Source organism: Treponema sp. OMZ 790 (assembly GCF_024181285.1).
GTDB lineage: Bacteria > Spirochaetota > Spirochaetia > Treponematales > Treponemataceae > Treponema_B.
Window position 1 is genome coordinate 1,832,164 of record NZ_CP051201.1, and the last position, 16,222, is coordinate 1,848,385.

General features: G+C 41.4%; 13 protein-coding genes and 1 pseudogene. 7 read left to right on the forward strand and 7 right to left on the reverse strand.

The window, feature by feature from the left end; all coding sequences use genetic code 11:
- Positions 1–76: 76 nt before the first annotated feature.
- Positions 77–1,686, forward strand: a pseudogene (locus E4O01_RS08925) (AAA family ATPase).
- A gap of 24 nt (positions 1,687–1,710) precedes the next feature.
- Here E4O01_RS08925 and E4O01_RS08930 read toward each other — a convergent pair.
- The gene (locus E4O01_RS08930; RefSeq protein WP_253691822.1) at positions 1,711–2,370 is read right to left on the reverse strand and encodes a PAQR family membrane homeostasis protein TrhA; all 660 of its coding nucleotides are present in this window, start codon (positions 2,368–2,370) and stop codon (positions 1,711–1,713) included.
- Positions 2,371–2,532: 162 nt separating this feature from the next.
- On the opposite strand from E4O01_RS08930, the gene E4O01_RS08935 reads away from it, so the two are divergent.
- A complete protein-coding gene (locus tag E4O01_RS08935) occupies positions 2,533–3,459 on the forward strand; it encodes a M23 family metallopeptidase (protein ID WP_253691823.1) in 927 nt (308 codons plus the stop codon).
- Between the two features lie 3 nt (positions 3,460–3,462).
- Here the strand turns inward: E4O01_RS08935 and E4O01_RS08940 are convergent, their stop codons facing one another.
- The 5 genes from E4O01_RS08940 to E4O01_RS08960 are packed head-to-tail and all read right to left on the reverse strand — an operon-like array spanning position 3,463 to position 6,658.
- Positions 3,463–3,945 (reverse strand): hypothetical protein, encoded by a 483-nt coding sequence (locus E4O01_RS08940; protein ID WP_253691825.1) that lies wholly within the window; start codon positions 3,943–3,945, stop codon positions 3,463–3,465.
- A complete protein-coding gene (locus E4O01_RS08945; protein ID WP_253691827.1) occupies positions 3,935–4,576 on the reverse strand; it encodes an RNA polymerase sigma factor in 642 nt (213 codons plus the stop codon). The genes E4O01_RS08940 and E4O01_RS08945 overlap by 11 nt, the downstream gene beginning before the upstream one ends.
- A complete protein-coding gene (locus E4O01_RS08950) occupies positions 4,569–4,925 on the reverse strand; it encodes a hypothetical protein (RefSeq protein WP_253691828.1) in 357 nt (118 codons plus the stop codon). The genes E4O01_RS08945 and E4O01_RS08950 overlap by 8 nt, the downstream gene beginning before the upstream one ends.
- Positions 4,926–4,943: 18 nt before the next feature.
- Entirely contained in the window at positions 4,944–5,414 is a 471-nt protein-coding gene (locus E4O01_RS08955; RefSeq protein WP_253691831.1) for a flagellar basal body-associated FliL family protein, read from the reverse strand.
- A gap of 23 nt (positions 5,415–5,437) precedes the next feature.
- Positions 5,438–6,658, reverse strand: coding sequence for a mechanosensitive ion channel family protein (locus E4O01_RS08960; RefSeq protein WP_253691832.1), 1,221 nt, complete (start codon positions 6,656–6,658; stop codon positions 5,438–5,440).
- A gap of 113 nt (positions 6,659–6,771) precedes the next feature.
- Between E4O01_RS08960 and E4O01_RS08965 the strand changes: the two genes are divergently transcribed.
- The 4 genes from E4O01_RS08965 to E4O01_RS08980 all read left to right on the forward strand — a co-directional run bounded on the left by E4O01_RS08965 (position 6,772) and on the right by E4O01_RS08980 (position 11,745).
- Entirely contained in the window at positions 6,772–7,425 is a 654-nt protein-coding gene (locus tag E4O01_RS08965; protein WP_253691834.1) for a response regulator transcription factor, read from the forward strand.
- Positions 7,426–7,557: 132 nt separating this feature from the next.
- On the forward strand, positions 7,558–8,703 hold the full coding sequence (locus tag E4O01_RS08970; protein ID WP_253691836.1) for a CD0519/CD1768 family membrane protein: 1,146 nt from the start codon (positions 7,558–7,560) through the stop codon (positions 8,701–8,703).
- 17 nt (positions 8,704–8,720) lie between these two features.
- Positions 8,721–9,572, forward strand: a complete 852-nt coding sequence (locus E4O01_RS08975; protein ID WP_371819562.1) for a cobyric acid synthase — start codon at positions 8,721–8,723, stop codon at positions 9,570–9,572.
- A gap of 58 nt (positions 9,573–9,630) precedes the next feature.
- Positions 9,631–11,745 carry a methyl-accepting chemotaxis protein gene (locus E4O01_RS08980; RefSeq protein ID WP_253691842.1) on the forward strand — a complete coding sequence of 705 codons (2,115 nt, stop codon included), beginning with the start codon at positions 9,631–9,633 and terminating at the stop codon, positions 11,743–11,745.
- Between the two features lie 164 nt (positions 11,746–11,909).
- On the opposite strand, the gene clpB is transcribed toward E4O01_RS08980, so the two are convergent.
- Positions 11,910–14,489, reverse strand: coding sequence for an ATP-dependent chaperone ClpB (clpB, locus tag E4O01_RS08985; protein WP_253695201.1), 2,580 nt, complete (start codon positions 14,487–14,489; stop codon positions 11,910–11,912).
- Between the two features lie 164 nt (positions 14,490–14,653).
- Here clpB and E4O01_RS08990 point away from each other — a divergent pair, with 164 nt between their 5' ends.
- On the forward strand, positions 14,654–16,204 hold the full coding sequence (locus E4O01_RS08990) for an AbgT family transporter (RefSeq protein ID WP_253691843.1): 1,551 nt from the start codon (positions 14,654–14,656) through the stop codon (positions 16,202–16,204).
- The last annotated feature ends 18 nt before the right edge of the window (positions 16,205–16,222 follow it).

Here is a 16,222-nt window from a genome sequence, read left to right on the forward strand (position 1 = left end):
TTTTTAATCCTTAAATTTCCATTGTTTTTTCCTCGATTGACAAGCAGTCAAACCTTATGCTAGACTATTATTTATGATGGACTTTACCAGAAAACTGCCGATAGGCGTACAGAGTTTTAAAGACTTGCGTGAAAAAGAATTCCTCTATGTAGATAAGACCGAATATGTTTTCCGTCTTACTAATGCAAGTAAGGTATACTTTTTAAGCCGTCCGCGCAGATTCGGGAAAAGCCTTTTTCTTTCAACATTGGAAGCCTATTTTTTGGGCAAAAAAGAATTGTTCAAGGGCTTGGCAATCGAAAAGTTTGAAGAAGCCGAAAAAGAAAAAAGAGAAATTTGGCAAGAATATCCCGTGTTATATTTGGACTTTAATCTTGCAAAGTATGAAACAAGGGAAGACCTTGAAAGCGTTTTAAATAATCATCTATGCAGGTGGGAAGAACTATACGGCAAGAGCGGTTCCGAAAATACCCATGCCGAACGCTTTTTCGGCCTCATACACCGAGCCTACAAAAAAACCGGAAGGCAGACCGTTATTCTCATCGATGAGTATGATAAACCCCTTCTTCATACTATGTGGAAGGATGCTGCTCTAAATGAAACCTATAAGACAATATTAAAGGGCTTTTTCGGAGTTATAAAAACAGCAGACCAAGCAATACGTTTTGCCTTTTTAACAGGGGTAACAAAATTCAGCAAGGTCAGCATTTTCAGCGACTTAAACAGCCTAAACGACATAAGTATAAATCCTGAATTTTCGTCTATCTGCGGACTGACTCAAAAAGAATTAGAGGAAACTTTTCGACCCGAAATAGAGACCCTAGCCGAACGAAACGAGTTAAGCTATGAGGATTGTCTTCTAGCCTTAAAGAAAAGATATGACGGTTATTGTTTTTCTTACGGAAGTGAAGCAATGTATAATCCATTTAGCCTGCTCAATGTATTTTTTTCAAAACAATTTGCAGATTATTGGTTTGCAACGGGTACTCCCACCTTTTTGGTAAACGAGTTAAAAAGAGCGGACTATAACATTCCCGACTTGGACGGAAATGTGGAGATGAATTCTGCCTTTCTATCCGATTACAGGGCCGGCGTAGATTCGATTATACCGGTCTTGTTTCAGTCCGGCTATTTAACCATAAAAGGCTACGATAAAGAATATAAGATGTACAACCTTGGTTTTCCGAATGAAGAAGTGCGTTACGGATTTTTATATAATCTTTTACCCGAATATTCAAATATAAATTTTATCGATACATCTTTTAATGTGGTTCAGTTTACAAAAGATTTAAGGGCCGGAAGGGTGGACGAATTTATGCAAAGGCTAAAGTCGATAATGGCGAGCCTTCCCTACGATACCGTAAAAAAAGAAAGCGGTGAAAGCATTGCTTTGAAGGAGCATAATTTTCAAGTCTGTGTTTACTTGATCTTTGCTTTGATGGGGCAATTTGTCGAGATAGAAACGCCCTCATCAATGGGTAGAACGGACTGCGTTGTAAAAACCGAAAAGACAATCTATATCTTTGAGTTTAAATTAAGGGAAAGTGCAGAAACCGCCTTAAAACAATCAAAGAAAAAAACTATGCCGAAAGGTACAAGGCCGAAAACAAAATGGTTGTGCTTATCGGCGTCAGCTTTAATCCTGAAGAAGGTACCGTGGGCGAGTGGTTAAGCGAAAAACTATAAAAAATATGTAAATAACTAAAAAATTTATAAACTGTAATAAAGCGAAAAAAAGTGCATTATGCTACCGGCCATAACAAAAAGATGCCAGATGCTGTGAGCCCATTTTACCTTCTTCATTGCATAAAAAATACAGCCGGCAGTGTAAAGAATTCCGCCTATAAGTAAAAACTTAAAGCTTAAAAGGGACAGCTGTTCTTTTAAAGGTTTCGCCGCAAAAATGATGAGCCAGCCCATGGGAATATAGGTAATAACCGATAGAACTCTCACCTTACTTCCGAATATCGAGTATAAGACTATACCTAGGACGGCCATTCCCCAGATAATACCGAAGATAGTCCAGCCGACGGCCCCGTGAAGTGCCGAAAGGCAATAGGCTGTGTATGTTCCGGCTATCAGCACATAGATTGAACAGTGATCAAAGATGCCGAATACTTTTTTTGCCTTTAAGGGAAGAGCATGGTAAAGGGTCGAAAAAAGGTAGAGAATTATCAGGGATGCACCGAAAATTGTAAAGCCCACAATGTAACCGGCTTTCAAATCCTGCGGAGCATAAAGAGCTGCCCTTATAATTAAAAGCACAAGGGCTGCAATCGAAAGACCTGCCCCTATGCCGTGGGTTACTGCATTTGCAATTTCTTCGCCTATAGAATATCTGCGTTTAATTTTTTTATCTTCTTCTTTCATAATTGTTTAGACAGTTTAAAAGGTTTAAGGTTGCAGAACAAATACATCTTAAAATTACCTATCACCTTGCATTTTTTTGTTTTTTTTATTATAATTTAGCGGATATCACTGAATAAATTACGGTTTTTTGCCGATAACTATTAAAACGTTTTGCAGGTTTAAATGAAAAAAACTTACTATTTGTTTGCAGGTATAACGGTTTTTCTCTTGGTTCTCACTACAGCCTATCTTGCTCTAGATATTTTTAGCCCTGTTGGTTCATCTCAGAATTCGTTGGACAACGGAATGGGCGGAGGCGACACAAGGCTTCCCACTTTTCGACCTGACGAGGAAATTTCGGATATAAAACTTCCTCCTTTGGATTACACGGTATATGCAGTAAAAAGAGGAGACATGGTAGGAGAAATTGCTTTCCGCCATGGAGTAAGTCAAGATGCAATTATAAGCCTAAACAAACTCAGAAATACAAGAAGTCTTCAGATAGGACAGCTTTTAAAAATTCCTTCGATGGACGGAATCGTATATACCGCAAAAAGAGGAGATACGCCCGAAAAACTGGCCGATTCATATAAAATCTCGCTCGAAAAACTGGCTCTTGTAAATAATATTTCGGATAACAATATTTTAAAGGCCGGGGCCGTTGTATTTTTACCGGATGCAAAACTTGACTGGGTAACCTTACAAGAAATAAACGGAGATCTTTTTAAATCTCCCATCCGCGGAAGATACAGAGTAACATCCCGTTACGGCTGGAGACGGGATCCGTTTACCGGAAGACGAAGTTTCCATAACGGCATCGATCTTGCGACCTATAAGGGAGCTCCCATTTATGCGACCCTTGCAGGTACGGTTGTTGCAACGGGCTATAGCAATGTATACGGTAATTACGTAATAATAAGACACCATTCCGGATACCAAACCCTTTACGGTCATATGAATTCCATTCTAACATCCAGAGGAAAATACGTTACTGCCCAAAGCAAAATAGGAACAGTAGGAACTACGGGAAGAAGTACGGGACCTCATGTTCATTTTACGGTTTACAAAAACGGAGCTACAATAAATCCGACAGCAGTCTGGCACTACTAAAATTTAAATTTTTTCTTTTAAATCGAATTTCTTTACAAAAAAATCAAGATTACGGTAAACAAAAATTGCAGAGTAAACACTCACAAAAACGGCAAAAACAAGAACAAAAGGAATAACAAAACTAAGTTTAAAGTTTTCTGCGGCCCATTTCCCTATGGCAGTAAAGGGTATGCAGGCAAGCCCTATAATCATCAATATGCCTACAACAGCCCAAGGTAAAATACTTACATTTGTCAATTCATATTTTTCTGTCTGTAAACTCAAAAGATCAGGAGCTGCAGCCTGAATTTTTAACATTGTTTTTTCTGTCAGAGATTCATCTCCCTTGGTCTTAAAGGAAGACGTATATAAATCAGAGGCTTGCGTAAAAGCCCGGATAAGGCTTCGGCATTTTTTACACCGCAAAAGATGAAAAGTGACTGCAAAAGGAACCGCTTCATGCTTATCAAGCATCATATAGCGGTTAATGGCTTCATTACATGTCATAGGCTAAATTCAATTTAAACAAAACAGGATATGAAGGGCTCTCCTCCCGGCCGTGAATTCCTTGATTTTCAAGCTCAGTCTTTAATATTTTTTTTGAGCGGAAAATATGGGACTTGATCGTATTTACAGGGATTCCCGTAACGGACTCTATATCGGCATAGGCCATATCGTAAAAAAAGTACAAGTCTATACATATTCTATATTTTTCGGGCAGATCATTTACTGCACGTCTGATTGCATTTTTTACACAATTTTGAATCTGCCTTTCTTCAGGTGTAAGGTCATTGGTTTTTATCTCAAAATCGTCAAAGGCGGAAACGAATTCTCTCTTGCGTTTAACCGAGTTTATCGCCGAATTATAGGCAATCCTCATAAGCCATGTAGAAAAGGAAGATTCTCCCCGAAATTTAGGCAGAGCCGAAAAAGTTTTAAGCATTATATCTTGTACAAAATCCTCGGAATCATCATGATTTTTAAAAAAACTCAATCCCAAAGAGTAGATACGTTTTTGGTATTTTGAAGCGATTATGCTGAAAGCCTCGGTATTTCCGGCAAGCACAGCCTTACACAAAAGTCGGTCTTGTAAGGCTTCGGGAGATTCTTTTCTGAGGAAACCGGAAAATTTAATCATCTTTTAATTTCCTCTTTTCGGATTTTGACGAAACTGCGTAATATACCAAAAGGCCGGTACCGCAGCTTAAGGGAACAAGCCCTCCCAAAAGTACATAACTCATTCCGTCCATTATCGCAAATAAAGCAGTCAAAACACTGCCTATCATAAATAAAAGAATGCCCGAAATAAGACAAAAACCCGATAAATTGAATTTTATGGGAACATAGGTTTTGGTTTGAATTTGGCAGATTATCTGTTTATTGCGCCAAAATAAATAGAAAAAAATTAAAACGCCGGCCATGACAATGCCGACTATGGGAACGACTGCGATTATAATTTGTGCTGCAGCAACAGGTTGTCCGTTCATTTTAAACCCTCAAAAAATTTATTCCAAAATAACAAATTCTTTAAAATATATGTGCTTTATGCGGGATAAATTCAATAAAGAATTTATATTGCCCAACAGCTCTTTTTTTACCTCAGTTTCGGGCATCGTATAAAGCTCATAGGCGGTTTTTTGTGAAAACCAGTCGATAATGCTTTTTCGGATTTTTTCTTTTTTTTGAACAATTTCTTCTTCAAAAGCCTTATCATCAGAATTATACTCCAAAACAGGAAAAACTACAAGTGTTCCGCCTGATTCGTCGGCTGTAGGAATCCTAAGTTTGCCCAAATCGGAATAAAGAGCTTTTTTTCCGCGAATCTCCGAGGGGCTTTGAGAATTTAAGGGCTCGCCGGAATCTTTTTTCTTAAAAAGAGAAAAAACGGAACCCGCAATTATAATTGCTATTACAACAAAAAGTACATATTTAAGAAATTGATACAGTGTTACGCTCTTTTGTTTATTTTTAGCCATGCAACCCCTCTAATTGAAAACCTCTAATCTTTTGTCAAAAAACCGCCCACAGGATATTGAAAGATTCTGAGGTCAAATTCGTGGACGGCCGCAAAAAGGTGGTCAAAAATATCGGCCTGAATCTTTTCGTATTCGCCCCAGTTGGTAGTTGCGGTAAAAACATATATCTCCAAGGGAATTCCTGTAGCACCCGGCTCAAGCTGGCGTACTAAAAAGGTCAAATCCTTCCTCAAAGAATCAAGGCTTTGAAGATAGCGCGTAACGTACATTCTAAAGGTTCCGATATTGGTAAGCCTTCTATCGTTTAAAGGATGCTCGGTATTGCTGCCGTATTGGGCACTTATGTCGGCGCTTTCAACCTCGGCAAAATAGGACTTTAAAAGCTCAATCTTCCCTACCCTGCGCCTAAGTTCTTCATCCATAAATTTTACGGAAGAAACATCCAAAAAGATTGAACGCTTGATACGCCTTCCGCCCGTTTCCTGCATACCGCGCCAGTTTTTAAAACCGCTTTGCATAAGGTCGCTTGTAGGCAAAACCGAAATTGTCTTATCCCAGTTCTGAATTTTTATCGTATGCAGGGCGACCTCGGTAACATCTCCGTCGGCATCGTACTTGGGAACGGAAATCCAATCTCCTCTTCTTACCAAATCGTAGGAAGAAATTTGCAAGCTCGCCACAAAGGACAAAATCGTTTCGCGGAAGACCAAAAGAAGAACGGCCGTCATGGCTCCTATTCCGCTTAAAAGAGACCATGGAGACTTTCCGCTGATTGTTCCTGCAGCGATTATAAAACCTGCAATATAAACGATCAGGATAAAAACCTGAATATAACTGCGGTAAGGCTTCCCTTCAAATCGAGGTTCATTTTCGGTATAGGCCGTCAACCCGTCAAAAAGACCGTGCAAAAGCCTTACTATTATCCATATGGAAATCAGGCTTGCAAGTTTTTGCATAATCTGTGCGCCGAAACTTAATTTTAACGACAAAAAATTGAAAGCAAAGATATATATAATCAGTGAGATGCGCTCTACATGAATTTTATCGAAAATATAATCGTCAAGTTTGCTCTTTGTTTTGGCTGTAAGGCGGGACAATATTTTTTTTACCGTTCCCGTAGTTATTTTCTTTAATAATTTATGAAGAATAAACGAAATAACCAAAACAGAAACAAGCCAAAAAATATCTTCTCTAACGGGGTATTCCGAAAGCCATCTTTGAGCGTTGTCTATCAAATTTTGCATAACCTGCTCCAAACAATAGTTTTTTTAATTCTAGTTAAAAAAGCGGTTTATGTAAAGAGCTTTCGAAATCAGCCGTCATTGATTTGTCTGCAAAACTGTGCTATATTAACCTTATGAAAATAGCTATTGTAGACGATGAAAAGCTCATATGCGAAGGCTTAAAAATAATCTTTCAGTCCTATCCCGATATTGAAGTTGTTGCAACAGGCAGTAACGGAAATGAAGCTTTAAAAATATGCGAAGAAAAAAAGCCTGAACTTCTCCTCATGGATATAAGAATGCCGGAATGTAACGGCGTGGAAGCCGCAAAAAAAATAAAAAAAGATTTTCCCGATACAAAGATTTTGATTCTTACAACCTTTAACGATACCGAATACATTCAAAAAGCCCTTCAATACGGAGCGTCCGGCTATCTTTTAAAGGACAGCTCTCCCGATGTAATCTATGACGGAATCAAGGCCGCAATTTCGGGGAACATAGTTATAAACCCCGAAGTCGCTAAAACCATGCTTTTTGAAAACCATGAAGAGGCTGAAGGAAGAGTTTTAAAAACCCTGACAGAAATTCAAGATGAGTACGGCTTAAGCCAAAAGGAAGTAGAAATTATAAGGCTCGTCTCAGAAGGGCTTTCAAATAAACAGATTGCCTATAAACAGGGCCTTTCGGAAGGCACAATCAAAAACAATATTTCGGTAATATTCGATAAGACCTTTGTTTCGGATAGAACACAGCTCGCAGCCTTTGCCTTTAAAAACGGAATTGTGTAAATTACTCATCTTCAATTTACAATCGGCAATTTATGGTATATCCCCTGCTTGAAAAAAAGCCTTAGTTGGAATATAATCCGTCAATATGATGTACTTTTATACAATGTACATTTACTTTGGAGTGCTTAAGGTATGGAATCTAAATCCTTTTTGAAAAAAGAAATAGGGCTTGAAAACTTTATCTTTTTAGGATGTTTTTTTGCCTTCTTTTTCGGTGTCGGCTCGGTTATGGGCGGCGTAAATATGATTAAAACGATGATGGAAACAGGTTTTGACCTTCTTATCAATATCTGCTTGTATCTGATGGCGGTGGCCGTATTGGCCGGAGCTGTCTCAGGACTTTTTTCGGAATTCGGAACGGTTGCCCTGATTAACAAAATCTTGTACAAGCTGATGAAGCCCTTGTACGATTTACCCGGAGCATCATCCCTCGGTATCTTAAACTGTTTTTTATCGGACAACCCTGCAATTTTGACCCTTGCCGATGACGATAATTTTAGGCGATATTTTAAGCAATACCAGCTGCCTGCCCTGACAAACCTCGGCACTGCTTTCGGAATGGGCTTGATTACCACAACGGCAATGATGGGCTTAAACGTAAAATCGGCAGTTCCTGCCGCCTTAATAGGAAACGTCGGAGCTGTTGCCGGAAGTATAGTTTCAGTCCGCTTGATGATTCATTTTTCAAAAAAACGCTACGGAACAGAGGCCATGGTTTCTACAAAGAGGATTGACCCAATCCCCGAAAAAATGCGTCCCGTAAGACCGGGCGGAGCCGGAGCAAGGTTTATTCAGGCTATGCTTGACGGCGGAAAATCGGGTGTCAGCATGGGCATGGCAATAATCCCCGGTGTAGTAATTATCTGCACGATAGTTATAATGCTTACAAACGGCCCGAGTGCCGACGGAACCTACACGGGAGCTGCCCGAGAAGGTATTGCCCTCCTTCCCCGGATTGGTCAAAAGTTAAGTTTTATATTGAATCCTATTTACGGCTTCAGCAGTCCTGAGGCTATTTCGGTTCCGATAACGGCCCTCGGTTCTACGGGAGCAGCCCTCGGCATTGTAAAAGAAATGTCTTCAATGGGGAAAATTACAGCCAACGATATAGCAGTCTTTACTGCCATCTGTATGTGCTGGAGCGGTTATATTTCTACCCATATCGCAATGATGGACGCCCTCGACACAAAAGAAATGACGGGCAAGGCTATTTTAAGCCACACAATAGGCGGCCTCTTTGCAGGCTTTGTCGCCCACCTTATAGCCTTAGTGCTTTAAGATTAACTCTTAAGATAATGGCAAGCATAATGATTCAAGGGACAACCTCCTCAGCGGGTAAGTCCCTTTTTTGTACAGGCCTTTGCAGAATCTTTAAAAAGAGGGGCTTAAAAGTTGCCCCCTTTAAATCCCAAAATATGTCCTCAATCTTTTTTACTACAGCAGACGGAAAAAAAATAAGCAGTGCCCAAGCCCTTCAAGCCAAGGCCGCCGGCATTGAACCTCGCCCCGAAATGAACCCCATCCTCCTCATCCCGAAAACGGATGTAGGATCTAAGGTGATAATTTTAGGCGAAGAAAAAGAAGAGATGAAGGCGAGGGAGTATTTTGAATATAAAAAGACCTGCAAACCTATGATCTTGGAAACATTTCAAAAACTTGAAAAAGAAAACGATATTGTGGTTATCGAGGGAGCAGGAAGCCCTGCCGAAATAAACCTAAACCAAAACGATATCGTAAACATGGGCATGGCAGAAATGGCCGATGCTCCCGTCCTTTTGATTGCCGACATAGACAGGGGCGGCGTCTTTGCCCAGCTCTACGGAACCGTAATGCTCCTCCCCGAAAAGGACAGGAAGAGAATTAAGGGCATGATTATAAATAAATTCCGCGGAGACAAGAGCCTTTTAGATCCAGGCATAAAGATGATTGAAGAACTCGTAAAGATTCCCGTAATCGCTACAATCCCCTACATGCACTTGGAGCTTGCCGATGAGGACAGCCTCATCGACGATGATAAAAAATGCAACACCCAAGGTCAAAGCGAGTCCGAGCTCGAAAAAGAACTGGATAAGCTCGCCGGACTCATCGAAGAGAACAGCGATATGGATTTTATTTTTAAGACAGCCTATAATATTTGCTATGTTTAATTACTAATTATTTCAAAATTTTTTGAGTCTTTCGCGATTAAATATAAGGAGTACCAAAATGAAAAAAGAGAAAAAAAGGTTTTCAATTAAAAACAAATTATTAATTGTATTCGGCTTACTTGTTTTTACCATCGGTTTTACACTTGCTTTTTTAAGCGCTCATATAGCGCGCAGAGCCGTAATCGAAAAAATCGAAACCCATCTAAAAGATAAAGCAGCCGATACTGCGGAAATTATTAACGGGCGCATTAATACTCTGTTTCAACTTTTAGAAGGTATTGCACGGATACAAAAATTAATTGATAAAAATATTTCTTATGCAGATAAAATACCTATTTTAGTGAAAGAATCTAAGCAATATGAAAATATTTTAGAATTAAATTTAACGGATGAAAACGGGAACTTTTACTCAAGTGATTATCAAATAATAAAAGTTCAAGATCGCAAATGGTATCAAACTGCCTTGTCAGGACAAAAATATGTATCAGAACCGTATATAGAAAGAGCAAATAATAAACTTGTAATAACCTTCGCAATTCCAATATATGACGGCAATGGTGCAACTATCGGTGTATTGTCTGCAGATATAAAAGGTCTATGGCTTACCGATCAAATAAAAGACATCGTAGTTGGAAAAACAGGTGTTTGTTATATACTTGGAGCAACAGGAACAACTATAGCCGATAGAATAATTGAACTGGTTGAAAATCAAGTAAATATAACTGAAGCTGCAAAACAAGATAATTCGCTTGCTTCTTTGGCTCAGTTTGAAAAAAATATACTATCGTTAAAAAATGAAACCGAATCTAATAATATAGGATTTTATAGTTTTAAAAATATTTATAAAATTGCTTCTTTCAGTAAAATGAAAATGACAAACTGGACAGTAGTAATCAACGCTCCTGTTGAAGAGTTTATGAACACAGTCGACAATTTACGTAAGTCGGTGCTTATAATCGGAACCGTTATTTTATTGATTGCTCTTATCATTATATTTCTTGTCGCTTTACGCATAGTTAAACCGATCAATATCGCTGTAAATGCATTAAAAGACATTGCACTGGGCGAGGGCGATTTAACGGTACGACTCCCTATTGTAGGCAATGATGAGATAACCGACTTATCCGAATACTTCAACAAGACGATTAGCAAAATCGGCTCATCAATCAAAACCGTAGGCACAAACACCTCGGATATGACAAGCATCGGTGCAGAGCTTGCAAGCAATATGACAGAGACTGCAAGTGCCGTCCGGCAAATAAGTGCGAACATTGACGGGGTAAAACAGCAAGCTCTGACGCAAGCCGCCAGCGTAACGGAAACAGCCGCCACCGTCGAAGAAATTATCCGAACGATAAAACAGCTCAACACCAGTATCGAAAATCAGGCAGCGAGCGTTGCAGAATCTTCTTCTGCCGTAGAACAAATGGTGTCAAACATTGCCTCTATCACTCAAACACTCGATAAAACCAACGATGTAATAAAAACCCTCGCAGATGCTACAGCAGACGGCAAAGAAACCGTAACCAGAGCAAACACTGTAACACAGCGTATTGCCGAAGAATCGGGAGGGCTTTTAGAAGCCTCTAATGTTATTCAGCACATTGCAAGCCAAACAAACCTTTTAGCAATGAACGCCGCAATTGAAGCCGCACACGCAGGCGAAGCGGGCAAGGGTTTTGCCGTTGTCGCCGATGAAATCAGGAAACTCGCAGAAGAATCCAGTACTCAAGGCAAAACTATCACCTCAACACTAAAAGTACTGTCGGGTGAGATTGAAACCTTGTCAGCGTCCGCAAAAACGGCAGAAGAAAAGTTCAACGCCATCTTCGCCCTTTCGGAACAAGTAAAAACTATGAGCCAAAACTTGATGAATGCCATGATCGAACAGGAAAACGGCAGCCGTGAAGTTCTGACTGCAATCCGTGATATTAGCAGCATAACCAATCAGGTAAATGATGGTTCTGCCGAAATGCTGAAGGGAGGAGAAAATGTAGCCGAAGAAATGCGAAAACTCGATGAATTAACCCATATCATCGCAGAAAGTATGAATGAAATGGCTTCAGGTGCAATTCAGATAAGCAATGCCGTCCAAGATGTAAACAACATCAGCCAAAAAAACAAACAGAGCATCGAAAACCTTTCTAAAGAGGTGGGGAAGTTTAAGGTGTGATAAAAACGGTACATCCTTGTACCGCACAAAATCGGACATCTGCGTCCGATTTTGTGCTTAAATTTTTAGTCTCCGGGTAAAATTGCTAAAATGGAACCATCGGCATCCGAGGCGGATAGGAACCATTACCAATTACTCTTTAACAACAAGCCTGGGGCATTCTTTTACCCCTTCTCAAAGATAAGGCCTTCTTTTCCCCTGTCAACAAGAATCGTGCTTCCTTCGGGGAATTTACCTTCGAGGACTTCGCGGGCGAGTTTGTTTTCAAGCTCGGCCTGTATGGCTCGCTTTAAGGGGCGGGCGCCGAACATCGGATCATATCCTATATCTGCAAGCAAATCCTTAGCCTTATCCGAAACCTTTAAGCCAAGGCGGCGGGAGGCCAAGCGTTCCGCAACGGACTTAAGCTGAATATCGACAATCTTTCGGATATGCTCCTTTTCGAGCCTGTTAAAGGTTAAAATCTCGTCAATGCGGTTTAAGAATTCGGGCCTGAAGTTATCGCGCAAGATTTGGGTTATCTCTTCCTTTATACTTCCCATATCCTTTGCTGTCAATATGTATTCGGAACCTATATTGCTGGTCATAATTATGATCGTATTCTTAAAATCGACTACCCTGCCCTGTCCGTCGGTAAGGCGGCCGTCATCCAAAATCTGCAAAAAGACGTTAAACACATCTTGGTGGGCTTTTTCGATTTCGTCAAAAAGGATTACGCTGTAGGGCCTCCGTCTTACGGCCTCGGTAAGCTGACCGCCTTCGTCATAGCCTACATAGCCGGGGGGCGCTCCGATGAGGCGGCTTACGGAATGTTTTTCCATGTACTCGCTCATGTCTATGCGGGTGAGGGCCTTTTCGTCATTAAATAAAAAGTCGGCTAAGGTGCGGGCCAATTCCGTCTTGCCGACACCTGTGGGACCGATACATAAAAAGCTTCCCAAGGGGCGGTTCATGTCCGAAAGACCTGCCTTGTTTCTTCTGATTGCATCGGCGACTACCCTTACGGCCTCATCTTGACCGACAACCCTCGTTTGAAGAACCTTTTCAAGCTCCAAGAATTTTTGCATCTCGCTTGCAAGCATTTTGGCGACGGGGATGCCCGTCCACATTGAAACGATTCTGGCTATGTCTTCTTCGCAAACTTCTTCGCGTAAAAGCTGACCCTGCCCTCCTGCCTTTTTTTCAAGTTCGGCCGTAACGGCAGCTATCTTTTTTTCGAGTTCGGGGATCTTTCCGTATTTAAGCTCGGCGGCCTTGTTTAAGTTTCCTTCGCGGCTGTACTTGGTTTCTTCAATGCGGAGCTGTTCAAGCTCTTCCTTGTATTTGCGCGATTCGTTAATGCGCGCCTTTTCGTTTTGCCATTGGGCCTGCATCGCATTCCTCTTGGAAGAAAGCTCTGCCAATTCCTCTTCAAGTTTTAAAAGCCTTTCCTTTGAGGCCGTATCGTTTTCTTTTCCGATAGAAACTTTTTCGATATTGAGCTGCAATATTTTGCGTTCAACCTGATCGAGCTCAACGGGCTGGCTTTCTATTTCCATTTTAAGGCGGCTTGCAGCCTCGTCCACAAGGTCGATTGCCTTGTCGGGCAAAAAGCGGCTTGTGATATAGCGGTTGGAAAGGACGGCCGCTGCAATCAGGGCCTCGTCCCTTATGCGCACCCCGTGGTGAACCTCGTACTTTTCCTGTAAACCTCGCAAGATGGCTATCGTGTCTTCGACCGTGGGCTCGGGGCAGTAGACCTGCTGGAAGCGGCGTTCAAGGGCAGCATCTTTTTCGATGTATTTGCGGTATTCGTTTAGGGTGGTGGCTCCTATAGCCCTGAGTTCTCCCCGGGCAAGGGCCGGCTTTAGGAGGTTTGAGGCATCCATCGAGCCCTCGCTTGCCCCGGCTCCTACAAGGGTGTGAAGCTCATCGATAAAGAGGATTACCCTTCCTTCAGATTTTTGCACTTCGGAAATTACGGCCTTTAACCTTTCTTCAAATTCGCCGCGGAATTTGGCTCCTGCAACAAGGGCGCCTAAGTCGAGGGATAAAAGACGCTTTCCCTTTAAGCTGTCGGGCACATCGCCTGAAACTATACGCCTTGCAAGGCCTTCGACTATGGCGGTTTTTCCGACTCCGGGTTCTCCGATTAAAACGGGATTGTTTTTTGTCCTGCGGGAAAGCACCTGCATTACCCGCCTTATTTCTTCATCCCGGCCGATTACCGGGTCTATCTTTTCGTTTTTAGCCAGCTGAGTCAGGTCGCGGCAGAATTTTTCTAAACTTCTGAATGTAGATTCAGGCGTTTCGCTTGTTACCCTGTTGTTGCCCCGAACCTCTTTTAAGGCTGAAAGGAGATTTTTTAAATTTATTCCCCGCGAGCGCAAGAGTTCTCCCGTTGCGTCCTTAGACTCGCTTAGAGCAAGAAGAAGGTGTTCGGTAGAAACATACTCGTCCTTTAACTTATCTGCATAGCCTTCTGCATGGGCAAAGACCTTTGCAAGCAGGGGAGAAATATAGGTTTGAGCTGACTGCCCTGTAACACGGGGTTTTCTGTCAAGCATTCTGTCGAGTTCATCCAAAAGACCTTCGGGACTGACACCGATTTTTTCAACCAAGGGAGGAGCAATTCCGTCCTCTTGTTCTAAAAGAGCATATAAAAGATGCTCGCTTTCAACCTGACTGTGATCGTCTCTTTGGGCCAGCGATGAAGCCTCTTGAACGGCTTCCGAAGCTTTAACTGTATACTTATCTATATTCATGTATAAAAAATAATAAAAATTCGAAAAAAAATCAATTGCACTCAAAAATAATGCCGAAATATTAACCGAATTTGAGAAGGCTGGCTTGTCATATTTTAAATCATCATATATAATGCCTCGAATGCCTTTTGTACTTGGGCAAATACATTTTCTAGGAGTTCTTCATGGATACAAAAAAGAACAAGGAAGTTTCGGGCTTCCTAAAAGGAGTTGAAAGGATCGGAAACAAATTGCCGCATCCTGCTATTATTTTCTTAATTCTAAGCGTTATAGTAATTATCGTTTCTGCACTTGCAGAAGCATACGGAACACCCGTTACCTACTTTGATGCAAAAAAGGGAAAAGAGGTTACTATCGGAGCCGTATCGCTTTTAAACCTTGATGGGCTTCGCTACATCTTAAACACTGCGACAAAAAACTTTACAGGTTTTGCACCCTTGGGAACTGTTTTGGTTGCAATGCTCGGTGTAGGTGTTGCAGAGTGGACAGGTCTTATCAACACTTCTCTTAAAAAGCTTCTTTCAGGTGTTCATCCGAGGCTTTTAACTGTTGTTGTTGTTTTTGCAGGTATTATGAGCAATGTCGCTTCAGACGCAGGCTACGTTGTAGTTATCCCTCTTGGAGCCATTGTATTTGCCAACGCCGGCCGCCATCCTATGGCAGGTCTTGCAGCCGCATTCGCAGGTGTTTCAGGCGGTTTTTCAGCCAACCTTATGCTCGGTACAATCGACCCGCTTTTGACAGGTATCACTGTTGAAGCCTTGCACAATGCCGGTATGGATATTGCGATTGACCCGACTTGTAACTGGTTCTTTATGATTGTTTCTACCTTCATTCTTACAATCGTTGGAACCTTTGTTACTGAAAGAATCGTCGAAAAGAACTTAGGTACATATAACGGATCATACAAACCCGATAACATGCCTATTTCCGATGCCGAAAACAAGGGATTGAAACTTGCAGGTATTTCTATTTTGGTTATGGCCGTTCTTTTGGCTATCGGTCTATTCGGTCTTCCCAAACTCCCCGGCTTTGCAGTTCTAAGAGAAATCGACCCCAAGACGGGAGAAAGCTCGATTTCAAACTTTATGCACGGAGGTCTTTTACCGGTCATTCTTTTGATCTTCTTGATTCCCGGTCTTATCTATGGTAAAAAGACAGGCAAAATTCATAACTCGCACGACCTCGTAAAAGGTATGTCTCAGGCCATGAGCTCAATGGGCGGTTACCTCGTATTGAGCTTTTTCGCAGCACAGTTCGTAAACTACTTCGGAAAGACAAACCTTGGAACAATCATCTCGGTAAACGGAGCCAACTTCTTAAAGAGCATCGGATTTACAGGTTTGCCGCTTATAATCTCATTCGTTATTATTTCGGCTTTCCTTAACCTTTTCATGGGCTCGGCTTCTGCAAAGTGGGCTATTATGGCTCCTATCTTTGTTCCCATGATGGTAAACTTAGGACTTTCACCTGCCTTAACACAGGTCGCCTACCGAATCGGAGATTCAAGCACAAACCTCATCACACCCTTGATGAGCTACTTTGCAATGATCGTTGTATTTATGAAAAAATACGATGAAGATTCCGGTCTTGGAACATTGATTTCGACCATGCTGCCCTATTCGATCGCATTCCTGCTTTCATGGATAGGACTCATGATTATCTGGTACATCTTCGGTCTCCCCCTAGGCCCCGGAGCATATATCCACATCTAATTCGGTTTTTCGGATTAG

Excerpts from the sequence above, each read along its gene's own strand:
- E4O01_RS08955 (WP_253691831.1), bottom strand. The coding sequence starts at position 5,414 with ATGGCTAAAAATAAACAAAAGAGCGTAACACTGTATCAATTTCTTAAA.
- E4O01_RS08990 (WP_253691843.1), top strand. The coding sequence starts at position 14,654 with ATGGATACAAAAAAGAACAAGGAAGTTTCGGGCTTCCTAAAAGGAGTT.
- E4O01_RS08965 (WP_253691834.1), top strand. The coding sequence starts at position 6,772 with ATGAAAATAGCTATTGTAGACGATGAAAAGCTCATATGCGAAGGCTTA.
- E4O01_RS08960 (WP_253691832.1), bottom strand. The coding sequence starts at position 6,658 with ATGCAAAATTTGATAGACAACGCTCAAAGATGGCTTTCGGAATACCCC.
- E4O01_RS08950 (WP_253691828.1), bottom strand. The coding sequence starts at position 4,925 with ATGAACGGACAACCTGTTGCTGCAGCACAAATTATAATCGCAGTCGTT.
- E4O01_RS08930 (WP_253691822.1), bottom strand. The coding sequence starts at position 2,370 with ATGAAAGAAGAAGATAAAAAAATTAAACGCAGATATTCTATAGGCGAA.
- E4O01_RS08970 (WP_253691836.1), top strand. The coding sequence starts at position 7,558 with ATGGAATCTAAATCCTTTTTGAAAAAAGAAATAGGGCTTGAAAACTTT.
- E4O01_RS08980 (WP_253691842.1), top strand. The coding sequence starts at position 9,631 with ATGAAAAAAGAGAAAAAAAGGTTTTCAATTAAAAACAAATTATTAATT.
- E4O01_RS08975 (WP_371819562.1), top strand. The coding sequence starts at position 8,721 with ATGGCAAGCATAATGATTCAAGGGACAACCTCCTCAGCGGGTAAGTCC.
- E4O01_RS08935 (WP_253691823.1), top strand. The coding sequence starts at position 2,533 with ATGAAAAAAACTTACTATTTGTTTGCAGGTATAACGGTTTTTCTCTTG.
- clpB (WP_253695201.1), bottom strand. The coding sequence starts at position 14,489 with ATGAATATAGATAAGTATACAGTTAAAGCTTCGGAAGCCGTTCAAGAG.
- E4O01_RS08945 (WP_253691827.1), bottom strand. The coding sequence starts at position 4,576 with ATGATTAAATTTTCCGGTTTCCTCAGAAAAGAATCTCCCGAAGCCTTA.
- E4O01_RS08940 (WP_253691825.1), bottom strand. The coding sequence starts at position 3,945 with ATGACATGTAATGAAGCCATTAACCGCTATATGATGCTTGATAAGCAT.